Consider the following 21111-nt stretch of genomic DNA (forward strand, 5'->3'; position numbering starts at 1 on the left):
AGTCGTCCGTGCGGTACTGGCCGGGCGGGAGGTCGGTGTCGTCGCGTCTGCGGCCCCCGAAGCCGCGTGTGATCAATGCCATGCGCCCCTCCCCACGTGCCCGGGCGGCGGCGATCCCGCCGCCACCGGTGCGTCCACCCGGCCGGTGTACGTCGATGTGGTACCCGCCCCCGACGTCATCGTCAGCGAGTGCCCCGGTGATGAGATTCCCCCCGGTGGGGACGGAGTCGCCCACACGACAGGATATTTCGACTGGACCATCGCGTCCAGAATAGTCTGGCGTGACACCGGCCGGCAAATCCCTGCGCTGGCCACCGGCGGGTTGGAGTAGCAGCAGCGCCTGACGGTCACGGTGGTGCGTCCCCATTTGGCGGACGCCTCCGCAGCGGGAGTATAGTGGACCATAGCGTCCCATAGGGTGCGGCTAGAGATTGTTCCGAGTTGGTCGTTCCACATGTCTTAGCCCCGAAGATGGGCCGGTCCGCCGGCCAGTCTCTGGCAGGAGTCGCTCTCGTCACGTGAGGTCTCCTTGACCGGCCAAACGAGGCGACGGCCGGTACCGGAACATCCGCCCCCGAGGCCGCCTTACACCGGTAGCAGACACTCAGTAACCCCAACCAGTTTCAAGATCGGCAGGAAACATCCTAGGTTTCCACCATCGCTGGAGTCTTACGAAGGAGAAACGGCCGTGAGCCAGACCGAGAGCATCGAGCCCGTCGAGGAGTGGGACGCGATCGAGGACGACGGGGTCCTGGACGCCTCGGACACCCTGGACGACGATCGCGTCAGTGATCCCCTCGATATCGGCATCGTCGCCCCAGATCACTGGACGGGCGCGAACCGCTTCGGCACCACCATCGCCGAGCAGCGGGCGGGCGAGTCCCTCGATCAACTGCTGGGCCAGGAGGAGCCGGACCTCGATCCGTACGCCGAGGTGGCCGACGACGAGGATGAGCTGACCCGGCGGGGGTACGAGCGCGAGACGCGCGCGGGGCGCCTCGTCGCCTACGACGAGGGTCTGGGCGCGGACGAGGAGACCGAGTTTGTGGCGTGGGACGCCGGAATCGACGCGGGTGCCGCGAGCGCCGAAGAAGCCGCGATCCACCTGGTCGACGACCCCAACGGCCCCGGCGATGGCCCGCTGCGATAAGTCGGGCTGTCCGCACAGCCCTAGAGGGTTCGCGTGGCGGGGTCTCGCTTCCCCGCCGGATCAAGGAGAGTTATCGCCTGTGGGGATCGAATAGTCGGTTCGGCTGTCTGAAGTGCGGTCATGTGCGAGCTCGAGCCCTGCGCAGCCGTCAGGTTCGTGGCCATGAGCGCGGCGTTGCTGTACCTGCTGCTTCGCCAGATCCTGCAGATGTTGTCCCAGGTCGCCCGCGACGGTGGGGCCAAGGATGTGCGGTGCTGCGCTGGCATCGCAACCTGGTCGCCCACCGCCACGCAGCAGCGGCCCGGCCGAAACGTCCGGGCCGGCCGCGGATCGTCCGTTCGGTCCGCGCCCTTGTGCTGTGCCTAGCGGCTACTTCGGCGCGCGGGACCGCCGTATAGGTGGACATGGTTGTCGACATCGTGGTCCGGTTCGCCGCGCGGAAAGCGGTCGTGTGCAACATGGCCGTTGCTGACACGAACCGCCCAGTCCTCGTAGTACCAGCTGGGGTCGCACGCGCAGTCGGTGAACCGGAACCGGAAGTTGGCCCGATACCGGCCGACTTGCCCGTGGGTGAGGGTGAACAGGCGGGTCGACGCTCCCGCCCGGGGAAACGCCTCCCGGCCGGGCAGGCGCTCGACGGTTACCGCCGAGCCGTCGACGGTGAGCCGTAGATCAAGGCTGCGGGCGATGCTCACGCCGCCGGTCAGCACCTCGCCGCGATGTGTGTAGCCGGCGGCTTCATCGGCCAGGACGTCATGGACTACGACGTCGCCTGCGGGCAGCGGCGCAGGAAGTGTCACCGGCTGGTTGAGTCCTCGACGGGCGTCGGCCTGTCGAGCGCCGCGCCCAGCCGCGCTCCATCGCACGCGTACCCGCTGGATGACGATCACGCCCTAACCATGGCCCACTGGCCGCACGGCTCGCCAGCCGGTGTGGCGTGACCGGGCAGCACAGTCCGGGATAGGCTTGGCGTATATGGCTACCTATCGCAGCGCCTCAGTGCTTCTCTCCTCGGACGGCACCAGGACCCCCGGCACCGCCGCGCTCTTCGCCGAGCCCGCCCGCAAGGGTGGGCCCCCGCCGTGGGCAGGTGACTTCCGACCCGCCAACAGCGCCGGCAATGGCCCCAAGAACGCGGTTGGGAAGACCTTTATCTTGGAGCTGCCCGACGGCAGCACCGGCAAGGTCGTGGTCCAGAGCCTCAAGAGCGGGAAGGGAGGCGTCGTGCTGGCGTTGATGGGCGAGGACGCACCCCCCTTCTGATCAGGAAACTGATCGCCGCCGATGCCGCCGGCTGGAGACGGCCGGTATGCGACCCTGTCGATGTCAATGCGTTCGGACAGCTGCCGGGCGCATTGCCTCACCCTCATCGGCCGCTGGTTGCGCGACTTGCCGAGTTGAGCGCATCGGTTACGGGTCATGGAGTGGTGGGTGAACGGGGACGCGCCGGTCCACCCTGCGCCTGAGGTTCGGTCGCGGGATCGAGGGCAGCCTCAGTAGTGCACAGAGCGTCCGGCCTGTTTCTCGTCACGTTGCCTGCGGAGGATGAACGCCCTGGGGCGCGGCGGCGTGGGTGCCGAGCACCGCCGACGCGCGGTGTGGGCTACATCTGGGGCAGTGACTGTCCGGCGGTGTCGTCCGAGAGCAACTCGGACAGCCGAGTACGCATCTCGTCGAGGCGACGGTCGCCCAGCGGTTCGAGGATCGTGACGGCTTCCTGTAGAGCTGCGACGGCAGCCGGAAGGTCTCGTCGGGCGGCGAAGATGTCGGAGCATCCGTGCAGCGCCCAGGCTTCTCGCATGCGGTCGCCGGTGCTCCGGGCGAGCTTGACCGCTGTGTCGTAGTGGTGTCCGGCCTGGTCGAGGTTGCCTTGAAGGAGATGCAGCCGGCCGAGATTGGTGTGGACGCTCGCCGACAACCAGTCCCGGTTGCTGGACCGTTCTGCGGCCGACAACGCCGACGTGTAAGCGTCGAGTGCCTCCTGCTGGCGGTTGGCCCGTCGGTGCAGGTAGCCAAGGTTGAGTTCGACCTTGAAGATGAGGTCGGGGTCGTTCAGCAGGGTCGCGAGATGCCGCGCCCGCAGCAATGGTGGGAGTGCCTCGTCGAGCGCCCCGCCGTCAGCGAGCATGGCACCCAGGCTCGCCTCGACGTCAGCCTTGCCGGCAGGGTCGCCGCTGTGGCCGAAAAGTGCACTGGCACGGTGGTACGCGGCGCGGGCCTCGGTACGCTGCAGCAGGAGGCTGTGTGCGACGCCGAGGCTTCCATTCAGGGTGGCCTCGCCAGTGCTGCTGTCGGCCAGGGCGGCGGCTCGGATGCCTTGCTCGATGACGGCGATCCACGTGTCGCGGGGTGCCCTGCGTTGCAGCCAGCCGCGTATGTTGACGGCGAGGGGCCAGACGAGATCAGGGTGGGTCCCGACGTGCTGGGCGATCAGCCCGATGATCGTGTCCGCCTCTGTGTCGACCCAGCTCACGGCTGCGACCGTCTCGGTCAGGTCAGGTAGGAAGAGATGCTGCGCGTCAGGGAGGTCACTACCGCCAGCTCCGCCTGCCGTCGGCCTGATGCGTTGCTGTGCTTGGCGGGTTGCATGCCCGTACCAGCCGAGCAACTGCCGTTCGGCGGCCGCGCGATCGGCCGAGGTGTCTTCGAGCTGGCCCTGCTGATGGGCGAACATGCGAGTCAGCTGATGGAGGCTGACCCGGCTGTCCGCTTCGACTGTCACGAGGTTGGCCGCAGCGAGCCTGTCGATCAGGTCCGTCAGGACGGTATCGCAGGAGATGCGAGCTAGTGCGGCCGCAGCGCCGAGCGGGACGGCATGGGTGTCCAACAGTCCCAGATGGCGTAACAGCCGACGTGCCGGTTCGGCCAGCCGTCGGTACGACACCGCGATGACGGCGCATACGCTCGCATCCCCGTCGATGGTGGTGAGCCGGGCGAGTCGGGTGCGCTCATCGTGCAGGGCGACGACGAGGGCGTCCGGCCGGGCTCCCAGCCGCAGGTGGGCTCCCACGATCCGGATGGCCAACGGCATCCCGTGGCACAGCTCCACCAGGGTACGGATGTCGTCGGTCGCGGAACTGGCCATCCCGGCGATCGCCCGGAGCAGACGGTTGGCCGGCTCGGCGTCCAGCGGGTTGAGCATCAGGAGGTGAGTGCCTTCGCGGGCGACGAGCCCGTCAAGCCGGTTCCGACTAATGATCACCAGCATGCTGTCGCCGGTACCGGGAAAGAACGGCCGGGCCTGCTGGGCGCTGCTCACGTTGTCCAGGACCATCAGCACCGTACGGCTGGACAGCAGCGAGCGCAGCTGCGCGGCGCGTGTCTCTGCCTGCCGTGGCACGTCGTCGGGGGCGACGCCGAGATCGACGAGGGCCCTGGCCAATGCCGCCGTCGAGGGGACGTCATTGTCGAGATCGAGGTAGAGCTGCCCGCCAGGAAAGCTCTGCCGGTTCTGATCGGCCCAGTGCGTCACCAGGGCTGTCTTGCCCATGCCACCGGACCCCGTGACGACCACCGAGCCACCGGGGCGCTGACCGGATCGGGATTTCGCGTTCACGGCGTCGAGGACCCTGAGTTCGTCGTAGCGCCCGACGAAATTGCTGGGTGGGACGGGCAGCTGCGCCGGCCGGACCGCGGCAGAAGCGACGGAGGGTGCGACCGCTGGCGTGGGGCCGCGCAGAATCGCGGTGTACAGCTGCTGCAGGCGCGTGCCCGGGTCCGCTCCAAGCTCGCCGGCGAGATGCGCCTGGTCCGTTCGTAGACGGTCAGCGCCTCCGCCCGACGGTCACTGCGAACGAGCGCGAGCATCAGTTGCGCCTGGAGGCGCTCGCGCAGCGCGTTCTCGGTGGCCACGGCCGACAGTTCGGCGCACAGTTCGCGGTGCAGTCCGAGGCTGAGTTCGATGTCGACGCAGCTTTCGTAGGCGGTCAAACGCTGCTCGCCCAGGTGGTTGGCTGCCGCCGCACATGATCGGTGTCGGCGATGCCATGGTAGGCGTCCGTTGCCCGCCACAGTCGCAGCGCCGCACGGTAGCGTTCGCGCGCCTCGGCGAGCCGGCCCTGCGCCTCGTCGCGTGCGGCCCCGTCGACCAGAGCGATGAACTCGTCAGCATCAAGCTGGTGGCCGGCCAGCCCGATCCGGTAGCCACCGGTGGCGCGAATGATCGATCCAGTGCCCAAGTTGCGGCGCAGGTGATGGACGAGGACCCGCAGAGCCACGTGCTTGCTGTCGCTCGGGTCGCGGCCCCACAGCGCTTCCATCAACGTGCTGTCGGCGACCGTCTGTCCGCCGGCAGCAAGGAGGCAGGCGAGGACCACCTCATGTTGACGTCTGCCGGCCGGCACCACTGATCCAGAGGCGTCGACGGCTCGCGGTGGCCCCAGGACTTCGAACCGCATGATTCCTTCCTTGGACGTGACCGGTACGGGACGCGCCGATCGTGGCACGGCGGACAGCAAGCAACGATGACAGACTTCAATACTGGGGGCAGGCGTGGTCACTGGCGAGGGTGGGGTCTGTCCCGACGCCGGCCGGGCGCGCCGCCCGCACCGGGTGCTGATGTTCGGCACCGCTCTCGTACGCCTGGACCATGCCGCCACCAGCGGCGGCGAGTGCCTCCCGCCCGCAGGCGAGGCCGGAGCCAAACGCGGCGGGCGTACCGGCGACGACGGCTGCCAGGACGAGCAGCTCCCTGCCGAGACGCTACCGACGTCCCGCACCCGCTGGCTCCACCCGCCCGCGCGGCATGACAGAGGGCAGGCCGCGAAAGGGCAGCGGACAGGTATGGCGGTGACGTTTGCGGGTAAGCGGCCGCCCGCAGCGAACGCGGAGGGGGCGACCAATGAGTGACGCAGCGGCGGAACGGTCCGGACGTGCGGTCAGTCCGACGGAGCGGTTGGCTGCGGACGTGACCGAGGTGGTGCGCGAGGAGGTCCGGGAGATGCGCACCCAGCTGATGAGGGTGGCTCGGCCGACCGGAGTCGGCCTGGCACTGCTCGCCACAGCCGGCGGATGTCTCGTCCTGGGAGCCGGGGCTGCCTCGACAACCGCGTTGCGCATGCTGGAGACCTTCCTGCCCCGCCGGCTGGCCACCGCGGGACTCACCGGGGGCTACCTCGTGGCCGCCGTTGTGCTGGGCCGGGCAGGGCTGCAACAGCTGCGGGCGGCGGGAGGTGGCTCGGCCTGGCTGGCGGACGAGGTGCAGGACGTCGTGGCCACCACCGCGAGTCGGGTGGTGCCGGCCGGTGCCGCCGCCGTTCGGGACGAACTCGACCAGTGGGGATCCGGCCGGCAGGACCGCTGATGTCGACATGCGGGGGCGGGTGGCGCCGATCGTGGCGTCACCGGTTGCCCCACGCCGGGTGAACTCGGGCGCTGCGGCCCGTGTCGGCTACGGCGTCAGCTCCAGACGCGGCCAGTCGGCGAGGTCCCGCAGCAGCTGACGGTCGTGCGTGGCGATGACGACGGCGGCGCCCGTGTGGCGGATCGCCTCGGTCAGCTCGTCGGCCAGCGCCGACGACAGATGATTGGTCGGCTCGTCGAGCAGGATCAGCCCGGGTCGCCCGGCCAGCGCCAGCGCCAGGTCGAGGCGCCGCTGCTGCCCCTGCGACATCCGCCCGACCGGCGTGCGCATCGCGTCCGGGTCCAGCAGCCCAAGCGCCCCGAGCGGGACGGCGTCGGCGTCGCGGAGCGCCCCGCGGGCCACGAGCCGTCCCACCTGGCGGGCGTACACCTCGCGGGCGGTGAGCCCGGGATCCTGCTCGGCGGTCTCCTGGGTGACCCGGGCGACCCGTGCCTCCTTCGCCGTCCAGACATGACCGTCCGTGGGGTCGAGCGAACCGGCCAGCACCGCGAGCAGCGTGGACTTCCCGGCACCGTTCGGTCCGGTGACGAGCAGCCGGTCGCCCCCGTCGAGGGTCAGGTGGACCGGACCGACGAGCCGCCCGTCGACGGCCACGCCGTACGCGCGCAACTGCGGCGCACCCGGCCGGACCTCCAGGTCCGGCCACCGCAACGCCGGCGGCGGCTCCGGCACGTCGATCCGGTGCGCCCGCAGGGCGTCCTGCTGCCGCTTCAGGGCCTGCACGACGCCCGGCGCGCGGGACTGGCGCTGGTGCTTGCCGGTTCCCTTGTCCGGCCGCCAGCCGGTGGACAGCCGGTCACGGGCCTTCGACACCGCGTCCTGCAGCCGCCGGTGCTCGGCCTGCTGCTGCTCGTGGTCCTGCTCCCAGCGCTCACGCTCGCGACGTCGGGCGTCCTCCCAGGCGTCGTAGCCGCCGGCGTACAGCCGCGGCTTCCCGTCGGGGGTCGGGTCGAGGTCGAGGAACCGGTCCGCGACGTCCCGCAGCAGCGCCCGGTCGTGGCTGACGACCGCGAGGCCGCCGTCGTGCTCGCGCAGCCTGCGAGTCAGGAAGTCCAGGCCGCCGGCGTCCAGGTGGTTGGTCGGCTCGTCGAGCAGCAGCACGTCGTGCCGCGCGCCGAGCAGGCACGCCAGCCGCACCCGGTAGCGCTGCCCGACCGACAACATCGACAGTGGACGGTCGCGGTCCGTGCAGGCGCCGAGGGCATCGAGGGCGACGTCGATGCGACGTTCGGCGTCCCACGCGTCGAGCCGGGTGGCGGCGTCGAGCGCCGCGGCGTAGCGGTCGTCGGCAGTGGGGTCACCCTCGGTCACGGCACGGGTCGCCTCTTCCAGCGCGCCGAGCGCCTCGAGCGACGCGGCCAGCGCCTCGGACGTCAGGGTGCCGACGGTTTCGCCGTCGTACGCGGACAGCTCCTGGCGGGCCAGGCCGACCGTGCCGGCTCGGTGCACGGTGCCGTCGTCTGGCGTGAGCAGTCCGGCGAGGACGTGCAGGAGCGTCGTCTTGCCACGGCCGTTCTCGCCGACGACGGCGACCCGCGACCGGGCGGAGACGGTGACCGAGACGTCGTTCAGGACACGTCGGGACCCGCGGGTGACGGTGACGCTCGTGGCGCGGACGTGTGCGCTACCGCCCGCCTCGACGGGCAGGGGCATGGTTTCGGAATTCGGGGTGAGGTTCAACGGTGCTCCGCAGCTCGCAGTGGAGCCGGGCGCCAGCAGGCGGCCGCCCGGCGGGAACCGGGACGGCGAGCGCAGATTTCAGCAGAGGAAAGGCGCCGCCGTCAGCGGGCGGAGCGGACCTTCTGCGACCAGATACCTCGTGCCATGACGGTCACGTTAGCAGCCCTGCCGCCCTCCGCTCGCCCGGATTTCGGCCGCTGGTGCCGTGCGACGCAGGCACCAGCGGGAGCACTGTCACGACAGGAAGCGAGCGGGTCGAGGATCGGGTCCGATCGGTAACCCATCCTCCTAGGATGCGCACGCGGTGTGAGCCACGGCACGGGTCGACCGCTGGAGCACACCCGGGCCTCAGTCGACGGAGGTCACCGGGGGTGTGCGCCGGCCGGCCGCGAAGGTGCGGCTTCCCCCGACCACCCGGAGATAGGCTCCGGCCCTATGCGGACGAAGCCGGAGCTGAGCGACGCCATCCGACGGGAGCGGCGCGCGGCGCTCGTGGTCAACACCCACTCCCGCCGCGGTCGCCGGCTCTACGAGCGCGCTCGGGACCGGCTCACGTCCGCCGGCTTCAAGCTGCTGGCCGCGTACCCGGTCGACCTGCCCGCCGAACTCGAGCGGACCCTTGCCGCCGCCGCCGACCTCGGGCCGGACCTGCTGATAGCGGGCGGCGGCGACGGAACGATCAGCACCGCCGCGCGCCTGCTCGCGCACCGCGACATCGCGCTCGGTCTGCTGCCACTCGGCACCACCAACAACTTCGCGCGCACCGTGGGCGTCCCACTCCACCTCGACGCGGCCGTGGCGGTCCTCGCCGACGGCAAGGTGATCGACGTCGACCTCGGGCTCGTGGGCAGCATGTGGTTCACCAACCACGTCGGCATCGGCCTGTCCGCCGACGTGATGCGCAGGACGCCTCGGCGCCTCAAGCGGGCCACCGGCCGGCTCGCGTACCCGGTCACCGCGCTGACGCTGCTGACCCGGCACCGTCCGCTGCGCGCCGTGATACGCGCGGAGGGGCGGGAGCACGAGTTCGTCACCCACCAGCTGTACGTGGCGAACGGCGGCTTCCACGCCGGCCGGCCGATCACCGCGGACGCGGACGCGGACGACCGGCTCCTGGTCGCCTATCCGGTGGGCGGAGCGCCCCGCCATGAGCTGCTGCGGCACACGGCCCGTAACGCCGCGACCGGGCACCGCCGCACGCTCGGCGACGAGCCGTTCCTCGCCGTCCATCAACTCTGGCTGGAGACCGACCGACCCGCGCCCGTGGAGGTCGACGGCGAGCTGTACGGCGAGACCCCGATCCGGATCGGCCTGGATCCCAACGCGCTACGGATCATGGCTCCCGCCCACAGCCCGGACCGTTAGGCGTCGGCGCGTGCGGCGAGGGCGTCCACCAGCCGGCGGGCGGAGCCGGCCAGGTTCCACGTGCCGGCCAGTTCGAGCAGCCGGCCCGGGTCGGCGGGGGCGGTCGGCAGCGCGGTGGGCAGCTCCGGCAGCGGCACGTCCAGCGCGACCCGGACCACCGTCGGCGCGACGGCCAGGTAGTCGCGGGCGGCGGCCAGCTTGGCCCGCAGGCCCGGTGCGAAGGACGAGTCCGAGTCGTCCAGGGCGGCCAGGATGCCGGCGATGCTCCCGTACCGCTCGATGAGTCGGGCGGCGGTCTTCTCGCCGACGCCCGGCACCCCGGGCAGCCCGTCGCTGGGGTCGCCGCGCAGCGCGGCGAAGTCGGCGTACCGGTCGGCCGGCACTCCGTAGCGGTCCCGCACGGCGGCGTCGTCGCAGTCGTCGAGCTTGGCGACGCCCCGCCCGACGTAGAGCAGCCGGACCGGCCGGGCGTCGTCGATGAGCTGGAACAGGTCCCGGTCGCCGGAGACCACCTCGACCGGGCCCGGCTGGGTCACCGAGAGCGTGCCGAGCACGTCGTCAGCCTCGTAGCCGGTGGCGCCGACGGCGGTGATGCCGACCGCGGCCAGCACCTCCAGGATCTTCGGCACCTGGGGGGAGAGCGTGTCCGGTACGACCTCGCCGCCCTGCGGAGCCACCCGGTGCGCCTTGTACGACGGCAGCAGGTCGACCCGCCACGCCGGCCGCCAGTCGTAGTCCAGGGCGCAGACCATCCGGTCCGCGCCACGCCCACGGATCAGGGTGGCGAGCATGTCGAGGAAGCCGCGCACGGCGTTGACCGGAGTGCCGTCCTCGGCCCGGGCGGCGGATTCCGGAATGCCGAAGTAGGCCCGGAAGTAGAGGCTGGGTGCGTCGATCAGCAGGATCGGGGATCGGTGTGCCACGCCCGACAGCCTGGCACAGCCCCCCGACGATCAGGGGTACGCCCGGCCGCCGTCCGCGTCAGCGGCGCTCGTCGGGGCGGTAGACGGCCTCCCGCCGGGCCAGGTACTGCACGACGTAGCTGGTCACCAGCAGCAGGATCGCGACGACCACCTCGATCCAGGCCGCGACTCCGTCGGCCACGGTGAGGCCGATGACCAGCAGGACCAGGCCGGCGAGCGCGAGGACCCCGGCCCACAACTGGCGGCGACGGCGCGCCGCCACCCGGTCAGCCTCGTTCGCTGCCACGTCGATCCTCCAGGTCGGGGCGCCCGGCGGGCACCCTTGACCCAGGCTATGACCCCCGGAGCCGTCCGACCCGGGAAACCGTGGTGCGGCCCATGCCCGACCGGCGCAGACTGCCGGTGTGGCGTTCCTTCCCGGCCTGACGCTCGCTCGCCGTTACCACGACGAGGTGGTCGCACCGGTCCTGCGCCGCCGATACCCGGGTCTGCGGTATGCGGCCGGACGGCTAGACGGCGGCTCGGAGCTGCTGGGCCTGGACACCGCGCGGTCCACCGACCACGACTGGGGGCCGCGCGTGCAGGTTTTCGTCGCGGGCGCCGACGCCGCCCGGATCCCCGAGCCTCGCGCCGTGCTTGACGCCGACGTGCCGGTCGAGTTTCTCGGCTGGCCGACCCGCTTCGCCGGCGACGACGGGCGGCTGGGCGTCGCCGACCCGGCGGGCACCCGGCACGGCGTCAGCGTCGACGAGCTGGCTGGTTGGTGGCGCGACCGGCTGGGCTTCGACCCCGCGGCCGGTGTCACCGCGGCGGACTGGCTGGCCACCCCGACCCAGCGGCTGGCCGAGGTGACCGGCGGCGCGATCTTCCACGACGGCCTCGACGGCGCTATGACGGCCCGGCGGACGGCGCTGAGCTGGTATCCGCCGGACGTGTGGCGGTACGTCCTCGCTGCGGCGTGGACCCGGATCGCGCAGGCGGAGCACCTGCCCGGCCGGTGCGCCGAGGTCGGCGACGAGTTGGGCAGCCGGGTCGTCGCCGCCGGCCTGGCCCGGGACCTGATGCGACTCGGCCTGCTGCTGCACCGGCGCTGGCCGCCGTACGACAAGTGGCTCGGCACGGTCTTCGGCGGGCTACCCGAGGCGCCGCCGGTGATCGCGGCCCTGACCGACGCGCTCGGGCCGGGCGACTGGACCCGGCGCCAGGCCGGGCTGGTCGAGGCACTGGAGGCGGTGGCCCGGTGGACCGACCAGACCGGGCTCGCGGCACCGGTGCGCGCCCGCGCCCGGCGGTTTCACCACCGCCCGTTCCTGGTGCTGCACGCCGAGCGGATCGCCGCCGCGCTGCGCGCCGGCGTGAGCGACCCCGTGCTGCGCGACCGGCCGCCGGTGGGCGCGGTCGACCAGTACGTGCACAGCGCCGACGTGCTCACCCACACCGGCCGGATCCGCCGGCTGGCCGACAGCCTCTGGCCGAGCGGCGTGGTCACCGACCCCCGACGGTGACCGCCGGCGCGGCCGGACGGGGCGGGTCGTCGTCCCGGTCGTGATCGGTGAGGTCACGCAGGTGCCGGACGGGAGAGAACAGCAGTGCCAGCGGCGCGCACACCACCGCCGCCGCGAAGATGAACAGGGTGGCCCGCGCCCCGAGGGGGCCCGCCAGCGCGCCGGCGACCAGGCCGCCGACCGGGATCGCGCCCCACGAGACGAACCGGACGGTCGCCATCACCCGGGAGAGCAGATCGGGCGGGCTGGCGATCTGCCGGTAGGTCCGGGTGGTCACGCTGAGCACCACCGTCCCGACAGCGAAGACGACGTTGCCGGCGGCGAAGGCGGCGTACGCCGGCCAGCCGGTGCCCCAGGGGATCAGGAACGCCCCGGCGACCGTGGTGAACCCGGCGGCGATCAGCGCGCGGGCGGTGCCGATCCGGGCGGTGATCCGGGCGGTGAGCGCCGCCCCGACCAGCGCGCCGACCCCCTCGACGGCGAGCAGCACACCGACCAGGCCGACCGGGGCGTGCAGCTCGCGGACCAGGTAGAGCGGGTAGAGCGCGTACTGCGCGCCACAGACGAAGTTGATCGCCGTGGCGGCCCACATGCCGGGCCCCATCACGGGGTGGTACGCGACGAAGCGCCAACCTTCCCGGATCAGCTCGCCGACCGGTGGCCAGCGGTCCGGAGCGTCGTCGCGGCGGGCGGGCAGCGTGCGCAGCAGCGCCGCCGAGACGAGGTAGCTGACCGAGTCGACGAGCAGGGTGGGCACCGCGCGCCCAGTGCCTGCACGGCGAGCCCGCCGAGCGAGGGGCCGCTGAGCTGGGTGGCGGCGTGGGTTGCCGAGGTCAGGCTGTTGCGGGACTGCAACTGCTCGCGGTCCACGATGCTGGGCAGGAAGGTCGAGTTGGCCACGTCGAAGAGCACGTTGGCGAAGCTGACCACGAGCGCGGTGATGACGAGGTGGGCGACGGTGAGGTGACCCCACCACCAGGCCAGCGGGATCGACGCGACGGCGACCGCGCGGGCCAGATCGGCGCCCACCTGGGCGCCACGCAGCGGCAGGCGCTGCACGATGACACCGGCGGGTAGGCCGATCACGATCCACGCGACGTAGCTGGCGGCGGCGATCAGGCCCATCTCGAACGCGGTGGCGTCGAGCACGGTGAGTGCGGTCAGCGGCAGGGCCACCGCGCCGACCGCCGACCCGACCATGCTGGTCGTGCCGGCGGTCCACCATCGCCAGAACACCCCGGCCCGATCGTCGACGTGCATGTCGTCCGCCCCCGTTCGACCGTGCCAGTGCGTTCCAATCTGGAACGCACTATAGTCGAGGACGGAACGGACGGGGGTGACGGGTGCGGCGGGAAGATCTTGCCGACGCGGACTGCGGCATCGCGCAGGCGCTCGGCGTCCTGGGGGACTGGTGGACCTTCCTCATCGTGCGCGACGTCGCCGGCGGGACGACCCGCTTCGACGCCCTTCAGCGCGAGCTGGGCGTCAGCCGGCGAGCGCTGACCGAACGCCTTGCCGCGCTGGTCGAGCACGGCGTGCTGGAGCGTCGGCCCTACTCCCAACACCCGCCCCGCTTCGACTACCTGCTGACCGCCAAGGGTGAGGGGCTGCTGCCGGTGCTGATCGCGTTGCAGGACTGGGGGACGAGACACCTGATGGGTGACGGTGAGCTGACCGCGACCGCCGACCCCGCCTCGGCCGAGGCCCGCCGGGTGCACGACCTGATCGGGCGGCGGCTGCCCGAGGTCGTCCTGCCCGGGCCGGACGGCCAGCCGGCCGCGCTGACGGACGGCGACGCCTGGAGCGTCCTCTACTTCTTCCCGGGGGCGTACGCGCCGGGGACGCAGGGCTACCCGCCGGGCTGGGCCGACATCCCCGGCGCCCGTGGCTGCACCCTGGAGTCGACCACCTACGCCGACCGGTACGCGGACTTCCAGGCCGCCGGGGCGCGGGTGTGGGGGGTCAGCACGCAGCGGCCGGACCAGCTCGCCGACTTCGCCGCGTACACCCGGCTGCCGTTCCCGCTCCTGTCCGACCAGGACGGTCGGCTCGCCGCCGGGCTGCTGCTGCCCACGTTCCGGGCCGGCGGGATCACCCGGTTCAAGCGGCTGACGCTGCTGGTCGACCCGACCGCGGTGGTCCGCGCGGTGCAGTTCCCGGTCACCGATCCGGCCGGCTCGGTGGACGAGATGCTCGACATGGTCCGCGAGCACCGCGCCGCCTGAGTGTAAGGAAGGGCCCCTTTAACGCTCGGCGTTAACAAGGGGCCCTTCCTACCGAACGTCAGGCCGGGAGGGTCCAGCGCTGGTTGGCGCCGGCGTAGCAGTCCCAGATCTGCAGCCGGGTGCCGTCGGCGGAGCTGTTGCCGGTGGCGTCCAGGCACTTGTTCGACTGCGGGTTGCGCAGCGTGCCGTTGGACTGGGCCTGCCAGACCTGGGCGCCGCTGCCGTTGCAGTCCCAGAGCTGCACCCGGGCGCCGTTGGCCGTGGAGCCGCTGGCGACGTCGGCGCACTTGCCGAGGGCGCGCAGCGTGCCGTTGGTGGCCACGGTCCAGCTCTGCGCGCTGGTGCCGTTGCAGCCCCACAGCTGCACAGCCGTGCCGTTGGCGCTGCTCGCCGAGGCCACGTCGACGCACTTGCCGCCGATCCCGGTGATCGGGCCGGTACGGCCGGTCGGCGGCGGGGTGGTGCCGCCCATGATGGTGTCGTACATCGCGCTGACCAGCGAGGTCGAGCCGGTGGTGTCCTGCGACAGCTCCCAGTTCATCACCCCGCCGGCGTTGGCCAGGGCCCACTGCGTCTTGCGCTTGACCGTCGGGATGCCGTTGTAGCACTGCTGCGCGCCGCCGACGGTGGTGCAGTCCCGGTTGGCGTTGGCCGGGTCCATCCCGACCAGCGCCGAGTAGGTGTAGTAGCCGGGGCGGCTGTAGAAGGGAATCCCGAGGACGGCCTTGCTGGCCGGCAGGCCGCGGGACTTCCACAGGTTGATGCTGGCGATCGACCAGTCGTAGTTGGCGTGCGGGCTGCCGCCGTCGTACGCCATGATGTTGAGCCAGTCGACCTGGCCGAACACGGCCGTCTGCACGCCCTGGACGCTGCCGCCCTCGGAGACCACGGCGGCGGTGAGCAGCTTGCCGCGGCTGTGCATCGCGCTGCCGAGCTGCGTCATGAGCTGGGTGTAGTTGTTCGCCGATGCGCCCGGGTCCGGGTACTCCCAGTCCATGTCGACGCCGTCGAGGTTGTACTGGTTGACGAAGTTGACCAGGTTGTTGACGAAGTTGGTCCGGCTGCCGGCGTTGGCGGCCAGCGCCTCGAAGGCGGAGTCGTTGCCGTCGTTCCAGCCGCCGACCGCGATCGACACCTTGACGTTGTTGGCGTGCCCGAGCGAGACCAGCGAGGAGAGCTTGCTCGGGTTCTCCACCGGGCGCAGGCTGCCGTCGTTGTTGGGCAGCACGAAGGCGTAGTTGATGTGGGTGAGCTTGTTGTACTGGACGGTGTTGACGTTGCCGGCCCAGGAGGGCATGTAGCCGACGCTCTTGAAGTTGTTCGGCAGCACCACGGCCTGCGCGGCGGTGGGGACGAGGGTGAGGGTGGCGCCGGCCGTGGCCAGCGCGAGCAGGCCGGCGGTGAGGGCGCGGCGCAGTGGTGAGGACATCGAGGGCCTTCCCGTGGGCGGGGGACGACAGCCGCCCGCGCAGGGTGGTCGCGGGCGGGCGGTGCGGGACGCAGGGACGGGTGGGCCTCGAGGCAGCCAAATCTTAAAGAGTGTTAACTGTCGGCGTCAATCAACGTTGGTGGATTTCCGGGCTTGCGCGCTGTCAAGAAGGGAGCCCTGCTCTACAGCAGGCGTTAACAAGGTGCCCTTCCTTCGGGCTGTGCGCCGGCTGCCGGCAATCCCCAAACGACCGTTAAGCTGAGCGGGTGGGAACCGACGAGCTGTACCCGCCCGACCGGCTGATCGCCGCGCAGCGCGCCACCGCCGCCGCCGGCCTGGACGCCCTGCTGCTCACCCCCGGCTCCGACCTGCGCTACCTGACCGGGTACGACGCCCACGCGGGGGAGCGGCTGACCTGCCTGGTGCTGCCGGCCGAGGGTGAGCCGACGCTGATCGTGCCCACGCTGGAGCGACCGGCCGCGGAGGCGTCCCCGGCGCCGGCCACCGGGGTGCGCATCGTCGATCACGCCGACGGCACCGACCCGTACCCGCTGCTCGTCGCCGCCCTCGACGGCATGCCCGCGGCGGTCGGGCTGGCCGACCGGATGTGGGCCGAGCAGGTCCTCGCACTGCGTGCCGCGCTGCCCGCCGCGGCGCAGCGGCTCGCCGGCGAGGTGCTGCGCGAGCTGCGGATCCGCAAGTCCCCGGCGGAGGTCGCGGCCCTCGCCGAGGCTGGCGCGGCGATCGACGAGGTGCACCTGCGGATGGGGCAGTGGCTGCGCCCCGGGCGCACCGAGGCGGAGGTCGCCGCCGACATCGCCACGGCGATCCGCGCAGCCGGGCACGTCAGCGTGGACTTCGTGATCGTGGCGGCCGGGCCGAACGGGGCCAGTCCGCACCACGGCACCTCGGACCGGCCGATCGGCGTTGGCGAACCGGTGGTGGTGGACATCGGCGGCACCATGGCCTCGGGGTACCGCTCGGACTGCACCCGCACGTACGTCTCCGGCGGGCCGGCGCCGGCCGATTTCCTGGACTACTACGCGGTGCTGCACGACGCCCAGCGCGCCGCGGTGGCGGCGGTACGGCCCGGAATCAGCGGCGCCGCGGCCGACGCCGCCGCCCGGGAACCGATCGCCGCCGCCGGCTACGGCCCCGCGTTCCTGCACCGCACCGGCCACGGCATCGGTCTGGACGGTCACGAGGAGCCCTGCCTGGTGGCCGGCAACGACCGGCCGCTGGAGCCCGGGATGGCGTTCTCCATCGAACCGGGCATCTACCTGGCGGGCCGGCACGGCGCCCGCATCGAGGACATCGTCGTCTGCACCACGGACGGCGTGCAGCGGCTCAACACCACCCCCACGGAGTTCATCGCGCTATGACTGTCGACCGGATCCTCCCCACCGACGAGGCCCACGACCTGCTGGACCTCGCCACCGAACTCGCCGATCGCGAGCTCGCGCCGAAGGCCGCCGGCTTCGAGGAGCGCGCCGAGTTTCCCCGCGAGGTGCTGCGGACCCTCGGCCGGGCCGGCCTGCTCGGCCTGCCGTACCCCGAGGAGCACGGCGGCGCCGCACAGCCGTACGAGGTGTACCTGCAGGTGCTGGAGATTCTGGCCAGCCGCTGGCTCGCGGTCGCCGAGGCGGTCAGCGTGCACACCCTGTCCTGCTACCCGGTGGCCGCGTTCGGCAGCGACGAGCAGCGCAAGCTCCTGCCGGACATGCTCGGCGGTGAACTGCTCGGCGCGTACTGCCTCTCCGAGCCGCAGGGCGGCTCCGACGCGGCGGCGCTGAGCACCCGCGCGGTCCTCGACGGCGACGCGTACCTCGTCTCCGGCACCAAGGCGTGGATCACCCATGCCCGGACCGCCGACTTCTACAACGTCTTCTGCCGCACCGGCGGGCCCGGCCCGAAGGGCATCTCCTGCCTGCTCGCCGACGCCGGCACCGCCGGCATCACCCCGCAGGCGGCCGAGCGGACGATGGGGCTGCGCTCCTCGCCGGTGGCGCAGATCGCCTTCGACCAGGCGCGGGTGCCGGCCGAGCGGCTGATCGGCGGCGAGGGGGCGGGCTTCACCATCGCGATGTCCGCGCTGGACTCGGGCCGGCTGGGCATCGCGGCCTGCGCGGTCGGGCTGGCCCAGGCCGCACTGGACTACGCGGTCGGGTACGCCCGGGAGCGGCAGCAGTTCGGCCGGGCGATCGTCGACTTCCAGGGGCTGGGCTTCCTGCTCGCCGACGCGGCGACCCAGATCTCCGCGGCCCGCGCGCTGACCCTCGCGGCGGCCCGACTGCGCGACGCCGGGCGTCCGTACTCGATCGAGGCGGCCAAGGCGAAGCTCTTCGCCACCGACATGGCGATGCGGGTGACGACCGACGCGGTGCAGGTGCTCGGTGGCGCCGGCTACGTGGCCGACCACCCGGTGGAGCGGTACATGCGTGAGGCGAAGGTGTTGCAGATCGTGGAGGGCACCAACCAGATCCAGCGGCTGGTCATCTCCCGGGCTCTGGCGAAGGGCTGAACCCGGGTCGACGATGCGTGGTGGCGCGGCTGCGGTGGGTCCACCGTGGCCCGCCGCCGGCGCGGTCCGGTGGGAGCCTCGTCGCCGTCGGGCGTTTTTCCCGGTAGGTTGCTCGCCGTGGAGGAGATCGACCGCGCCATCGTCGCAGCGTTGACCGCTGACGGCCGCCTGTCGTACACCGACCTGGCCGACAAGGTGGGGCTGTCGGTGTCCGCCGTGCACCAGCGGGTGCGCCGGCTGGAGCAGCGCGGGGTGATCAAGGGGTATGCCGCCCGGGTCTCCTTCGAGGCGCTGGACCTGCCGCTGACCGCGTTCGTGGCGATCCGCCCGTTCGACCCGTCGCAGCCGGATGACGCGCCGGAGCGCCTGGCGCACCTGCCCGAGATCGACTCCTGCTACTCGGTGGCGGGTGAGGACTTCTACATGCTGCTGGTGCGGGTTGCCAGCCCGGCCGACCTGGAGCGGGTGCTCCAGGAGATCCGTACGTCGGCGAACGTGACCACCCGGACCACGGTGGTGCTGTCCACTCCGTACGAGAACCGGCCGCCGAAGATCAGTGCCGGGCCACCGAGTCGGTCGCGGTCCCGGGTGCCGGAGGAGCCGGCTGGTTCCACCGCAGGATGACCTGCCGACCGTGCTCGTGACCGAGCACGCTGACCGTGGCGGTGTCCAACCGGAGCCGGCCGCCGGCGGACGGGGGCAGGCCGATCCAGCGCGCGCCGAGCACCCGCAGGCTGTGCGCGTGACCCACCAGCGCCACGGTGCCCCGGTCGAGCAGTGGGGTGACCCTGGTCAGCACCCGGTCGAGGCGGGCCCCCACCTGCGCGGGTGACTCCCCGCCGGGGCAGCCGTCGGTCCAGATGTTCCAGTGCGGCTGGTCCTCGTGGATGTCGACGGTGGTGCGTCCCTCGTACTCGCCGTAGTTCCACTCGCTGAGGTCCTCGTCGACGGTGTCGACGGTGAGCCCGGCCAGCTGCGCGGTGCGCAACGCCCGGGAGCGGGGGCTGGCCAGCACCGTGACGAATCGCCGCCCGGCCAGGAAAGCGGCGAGGGTGCGGGCCTGCCGCTCGCCGTCGGGGGTCAGCTCCAGATCGGTGTACGAGGTGTGTCGCCGAGTGGCGCTCCAGGTGGTCTCGCCGTGCCGGATCAGCAGGAGCTCTCCCATGCGGCCAGTTAACCATCGCGGACACGGTGGCACCCGGCGGCCTCCGATGCGACCGCTTCCAGCACTCAACCTATCTTCCTAGGATGCCATAGTGGGTGTGCCCACCGGCACTGCCGGTTTCGGCACCCGGACACCGGGCAAGCAAGCCGGGAGAGACGCCAGACGGAGGAGGCATGATGAGCTTCACCGAGAAGGCACGAAACAAGGTCGAGCAGATGGCCGGTGCCGCGAAGGAGCGGGTCGGCGACAAGACCGACAACGAGCAGATGCGTGGCGAGGGCGCCAGCCAGCAGAGCGACGCACGCGCCAAGCAGGCTGGTCAGAACGTGAAGGAAGCCGGTCGCAACGTGAAGGACGCCTTCACGAAGTGACCTGAGCGTTCCGCGGGTCCCCGGGCGGTCGCCCGGGGACCCGTCCTGTGCGCCGGCTAGGGTCGCGAGGTGACCGTGCTCCGCTCCCTGGTGTTGTTCGCGCTGGCCGCGCTGGCCGAGATCGGCGGCGCCTGGCTGGTCTGGCAGGGCTGGCGGGAGCAGCGTGGCCTGTGGTGGATCGCCGCTGGCGTGATCGCGCTGGGCTGCTACGGCTTCGTCGCCACGTTCCAGCCGGACGCACACTTCGGTCGGATCCTGGCTGCGTACGGGGGAGTGTTCGTGGCGGGCTCACTGGGCTGGGCGATGCTGGTGGACGGCTTCCGCCCGGACCGGTGGGACCTGGCCGGAGCGGCCCTCTGCCTGCTCGGCGTCGCGGTCATCATGTACGCGCCGCGCGGCGGCCCGGCGTAGCGTCCCGACGCGCTGCGCGGGGCGGTGAGGCGCGTTCACGTCTGGGATGATCACCGCCGTGATCCGACCTCGGCTGCGCCCACTGCTCGGCGTCCTGGTCGCGGCCGGCATCGTCGGCAGCGCGGCATCCGCGATCGCGCTCTCCGGGGCGCCCTCGCCGGACGCGCCGACCTTCGTCAGCCCATCCATCCGGGCCGCCGTTCCGGCCGGGCCGTCGAGCAGCGCGAGCGCCACTGCGCAGGTACGCCCGTCGGCGGCCACCGTCCCCGGGGCGACGCGGCCGGGGACCCGGCCGCCGGTGGTGGATCACGGCCCGCGTACCGGCAACCGGGTCGCGCTAACCTTCGACGCGGACATGACCGACGGGATGCTGCACAACCTGCGCACCGGTCGGGTGAAGTCCTACGCCAACCTGCGCATCGTCGACCTGCTGGAGCGCGAGCAGATCCCAGCCACCTTCTTCCTGACCGGCAAGTGGGTGGAGCGGTATCCGGGCCTCACCCGGCGGCTCGCCGACAACCCGCGCTTCGAACTGGCCAACCACACCTACGGGCACCTGGCGTACGCCGGTGACTGCTACGACCTGCCACGGGTGCCCGCGAGGGGCATGACCGACGACGCGGCGAAGACCTTTCAGGTGATCAAGCCGTACGGTGGCCGGCAGACGCGGTACTTCCGCTTTCCGGGGCTCTGTCACGACGCGGCGGCGCTGGCCGCGCTCGCGCCGCTCGGCGTGACGGTGGTCGACGGGGATGTGGTCAGCGGTGATCCCTTCGCCGGCGCCTGGGAGCCCATCGTGCGGGCGGTGCTGGACAACGTACGCCCCGGTTCTGTCGTGATCATGCACGTGACCGAGGCGAACGCCGCGATGACGGACGAGGCGTTGCCGCACATCCTGGCCGGGCTCCGCCAACGGGGCCTGACCCCCGCCCCCCTGTCCGAGGTGCTGTCCCCCGCCTGACCCCCCCCGCCCCCGCCCCCCGTCCCCCGCGTCCCCCGCGGGG

The 21111-nt window shown here is 72.0% G+C and carries 20 protein-coding genes and 2 pseudogenes; 13 read left to right on the forward strand and 9 right to left on the reverse strand.

The genetic code is table 11. The features are described 5' to 3' along the window. A partial coding sequence (locus tag KBX63_RS33700) for a hypothetical protein (RefSeq protein WP_210918410.1) occupies positions 1-331 on the forward strand: 331 nt, incomplete at its 5' end. Between the two features lie 357 nt (positions 332-688). Continuing rightward, on the forward strand, positions 689-1150 hold the full coding sequence (locus KBX63_RS33705; protein ID WP_210918414.1) for a DUF5709 domain-containing protein: 462 nt from the start codon (positions 689-691) through the stop codon (positions 1148-1150). Between the two features lie 362 nt (positions 1151-1512). Here the strand turns inward: KBX63_RS33705 and KBX63_RS33710 are convergent, their stop codons facing one another. Further along, entirely contained in the window at positions 1513-2040 is a 528-nt protein-coding gene (locus tag KBX63_RS33710) for a hypothetical protein (RefSeq protein WP_307871937.1), read from the reverse strand. Between the two features lie 85 nt (positions 2041-2125). Here KBX63_RS33710 and KBX63_RS33715 point away from each other — a divergent pair, with 85 nt between their 5' ends. Beyond that, a complete protein-coding gene (locus tag KBX63_RS33715) occupies positions 2126-2413 on the forward strand; it encodes a hypothetical protein (RefSeq protein ID WP_247663878.1) in 288 nt (95 codons plus the stop codon). 340 nt (positions 2414-2753) lie between these two features. On the opposite strand, the gene KBX63_RS33720 is transcribed toward KBX63_RS33715, so the two are convergent. Both KBX63_RS33720 and KBX63_RS36960 read right to left on the reverse strand, forming a co-directional pair. Further along, positions 2754-4706, reverse strand: a complete 1953-nt coding sequence (locus KBX63_RS33720) for a tetratricopeptide repeat protein (RefSeq protein ID WP_374102296.1) — start codon at positions 4704-4706, stop codon at positions 2754-2756. Next, a pseudogene (locus tag KBX63_RS36960) lies at positions 4703-5547 on the reverse strand (BTAD domain-containing putative transcriptional regulator). The gene KBX63_RS33720 and the pseudogene KBX63_RS36960 overlap by 4 nt, the downstream one beginning before the upstream one ends. A gap of 443 nt (positions 5548-5990) precedes the next feature. Here KBX63_RS36960 and KBX63_RS33730 point away from each other — a divergent pair. After that, on the forward strand, positions 5991-6452 hold the full coding sequence (locus KBX63_RS33730; protein WP_210918422.1) for a phage holin family protein: 462 nt from the start codon (positions 5991-5993) through the stop codon (positions 6450-6452). 87 nt (positions 6453-6539) lie between these two features. Here the strand turns inward: KBX63_RS33730 and KBX63_RS33735 are convergent, their stop codons facing one another. Then, positions 6540-8192, reverse strand: coding sequence for an ABC-F family ATP-binding cassette domain-containing protein (locus tag KBX63_RS33735; RefSeq protein WP_247663880.1), 1653 nt, complete (start codon positions 8190-8192; stop codon positions 6540-6542). A gap of 435 nt (positions 8193-8627) precedes the next feature. Here KBX63_RS33735 and KBX63_RS33740 point away from each other — a divergent pair, with 435 nt between their 5' ends. Continuing rightward, on the forward strand, positions 8628-9557 hold the full coding sequence (locus KBX63_RS33740; protein ID WP_210918429.1) for a diacylglycerol kinase family protein: 930 nt from the start codon (positions 8628-8630) through the stop codon (positions 9555-9557). Here the strand turns inward: KBX63_RS33740 and KBX63_RS33745 are convergent. Next, positions 9554-10480, reverse strand: coding sequence for a 5'-3' exonuclease (locus KBX63_RS33745; protein ID WP_210918432.1), 927 nt, complete (start codon positions 10478-10480; stop codon positions 9554-9556). The two genes, KBX63_RS33740 and KBX63_RS33745, sit on opposite strands and share 4 nt — an antisense overlap. Before the next feature lie 58 nt (positions 10481-10538). Next, positions 10539-10766: a hypothetical protein gene (locus KBX63_RS33750; protein WP_210918464.1), complete on the reverse strand. Its 228-nt coding sequence runs from the start codon at positions 10764-10766 to the stop codon at positions 10539-10541. A 118-nt stretch (positions 10767-10884) separates the two neighbouring features. Between KBX63_RS33750 and KBX63_RS33755 the strand changes: the two genes are divergently transcribed. Then, on the forward strand, positions 10885-11985 hold the full coding sequence (locus KBX63_RS33755) for a DUF4037 domain-containing protein (protein ID WP_210918467.1): 1101 nt from the start codon (positions 10885-10887) through the stop codon (positions 11983-11985). Here the strand turns inward: KBX63_RS33755 and KBX63_RS36590 are convergent. Next, positions 11966-13245: pseudogene (locus KBX63_RS36590) on the reverse strand (MFS transporter). The gene KBX63_RS33755 and the pseudogene KBX63_RS36590 overlap by 20 nt on opposite strands. An 83-nt stretch (positions 13246-13328) precedes the next feature. Here KBX63_RS36590 and KBX63_RS33765 point away from each other — a divergent pair. Continuing rightward, entirely contained in the window at positions 13329-14210 is an 882-nt protein-coding gene (locus KBX63_RS33765) for a winged helix-turn-helix transcriptional regulator (protein WP_210918469.1), read from the forward strand. Positions 14211-14268: 58 nt separating this feature from the next. Here KBX63_RS33765 and KBX63_RS33770 read toward each other — a convergent pair whose 3' ends face one another. Then, positions 14269-15639, reverse strand: a complete 1371-nt coding sequence (locus tag KBX63_RS33770) for a glycosyl hydrolase family 18 protein (protein ID WP_210918472.1) — start codon at positions 15637-15639, stop codon at positions 14269-14271. A 266-nt stretch (positions 15640-15905) separates the two neighbouring features. On the opposite strand from KBX63_RS33770, the gene KBX63_RS33775 reads away from it, so the two are divergent. From KBX63_RS33775 to KBX63_RS33785, 3 genes are all read left to right on the forward strand, one after another. Then, positions 15906-17021: a Xaa-Pro peptidase family protein gene (locus KBX63_RS33775; protein WP_210918475.1), complete on the forward strand. Its 1116-nt coding sequence runs from the start codon at positions 15906-15908 to the stop codon at positions 17019-17021. Then, entirely contained in the window at positions 17018-18160 is a 1143-nt protein-coding gene (locus tag KBX63_RS33780; protein ID WP_210918478.1) for an acyl-CoA dehydrogenase family protein, read from the forward strand. The genes KBX63_RS33775 and KBX63_RS33780 overlap by 4 nt, the downstream gene beginning before the upstream one ends. 117 nt (positions 18161-18277) lie before the next feature. Next, positions 18278-18784: an Lrp/AsnC family transcriptional regulator gene (locus KBX63_RS33785; RefSeq protein ID WP_210918481.1), complete on the forward strand. Its 507-nt coding sequence runs from the start codon at positions 18278-18280 to the stop codon at positions 18782-18784. Here KBX63_RS33785 and KBX63_RS33790 read toward each other — a convergent pair. Beyond that, a complete protein-coding gene (locus KBX63_RS33790; protein ID WP_210918484.1) occupies positions 18714-19325 on the reverse strand; it encodes a histidine phosphatase family protein in 612 nt (203 codons plus the stop codon). The genes KBX63_RS33785 and KBX63_RS33790 overlap by 71 nt on opposite strands. A 176-nt stretch (positions 19326-19501) precedes the next feature. Here KBX63_RS33790 and KBX63_RS33795 point away from each other — a divergent pair, with 176 nt between their 5' ends. The 3 genes from KBX63_RS33795 to KBX63_RS33805 all read left to right on the forward strand — a co-directional run bounded on the left by KBX63_RS33795 (position 19502) and on the right by KBX63_RS33805 (position 21068). Further along, positions 19502-19696: a CsbD family protein gene (locus KBX63_RS33795; protein ID WP_210918486.1), complete on the forward strand. Its 195-nt coding sequence runs from the start codon at positions 19502-19504 to the stop codon at positions 19694-19696. Positions 19697-19765: 69 nt separating this feature from the next. Further along, the gene (locus KBX63_RS33800; RefSeq protein WP_210918489.1) at positions 19766-20107 is read left to right on the forward strand and encodes a YnfA family protein; all 342 of its coding nucleotides are present in this window, start codon (positions 19766-19768) and stop codon (positions 20105-20107) included. A 58-nt stretch (positions 20108-20165) separates the two neighbouring features. Next, positions 20166-21068 carry a polysaccharide deacetylase family protein gene (locus KBX63_RS33805; protein ID WP_307871938.1) on the forward strand — a complete coding sequence of 301 codons (903 nt, stop codon included), beginning with the start codon at positions 20166-20168 and terminating at the stop codon, positions 21066-21068. Positions 21069-21111 lie beyond the last annotated feature (43 nt).

The sequence above is a fragment of the Micromonospora sp. U21 genome (genome assembly GCF_018070045.1).
Taxonomy (GTDB): domain Bacteria; phylum Actinomycetota; class Actinomycetes; order Mycobacteriales; family Micromonosporaceae; genus Micromonospora.

What these genes read in the sequence shown, in the direction of transcription:
- KBX63_RS33715 (WP_247663878.1), top strand. Translation starts at nt 2,126, where the DNA reads ATGGCTACCTATCGCAGCGCCTCAGTGCTTCTCTCCTCGGACGGCACC.
- KBX63_RS33795 (WP_210918486.1), top strand. Translation starts at nt 19,502, where the DNA reads ATGAGCTTCACCGAGAAGGCACGAAACAAGGTCGAGCAGATGGCCGGT.
- KBX63_RS33730 (WP_210918422.1), top strand. Translation starts at nt 5,991, where the DNA reads ATGAGTGACGCAGCGGCGGAACGGTCCGGACGTGCGGTCAGTCCGACG.
- KBX63_RS33790 (WP_210918484.1), bottom strand. Translation starts at nt 19,325, where the DNA reads ATGGGAGAGCTCCTGCTGATCCGGCACGGCGAGACCACCTGGAGCGCC.
- KBX63_RS33770 (WP_210918472.1), bottom strand. Translation starts at nt 15,639, where the DNA reads ATGTCCTCACCACTGCGCCGCGCCCTCACCGCCGGCCTGCTCGCGCTG.
- KBX63_RS33780 (WP_210918478.1), top strand. Translation starts at nt 17,018, where the DNA reads ATGACTGTCGACCGGATCCTCCCCACCGACGAGGCCCACGACCTGCTG.
- KBX63_RS33740 (WP_210918429.1), top strand. Translation starts at nt 8,628, where the DNA reads ATGCGGACGAAGCCGGAGCTGAGCGACGCCATCCGACGGGAGCGGCGC.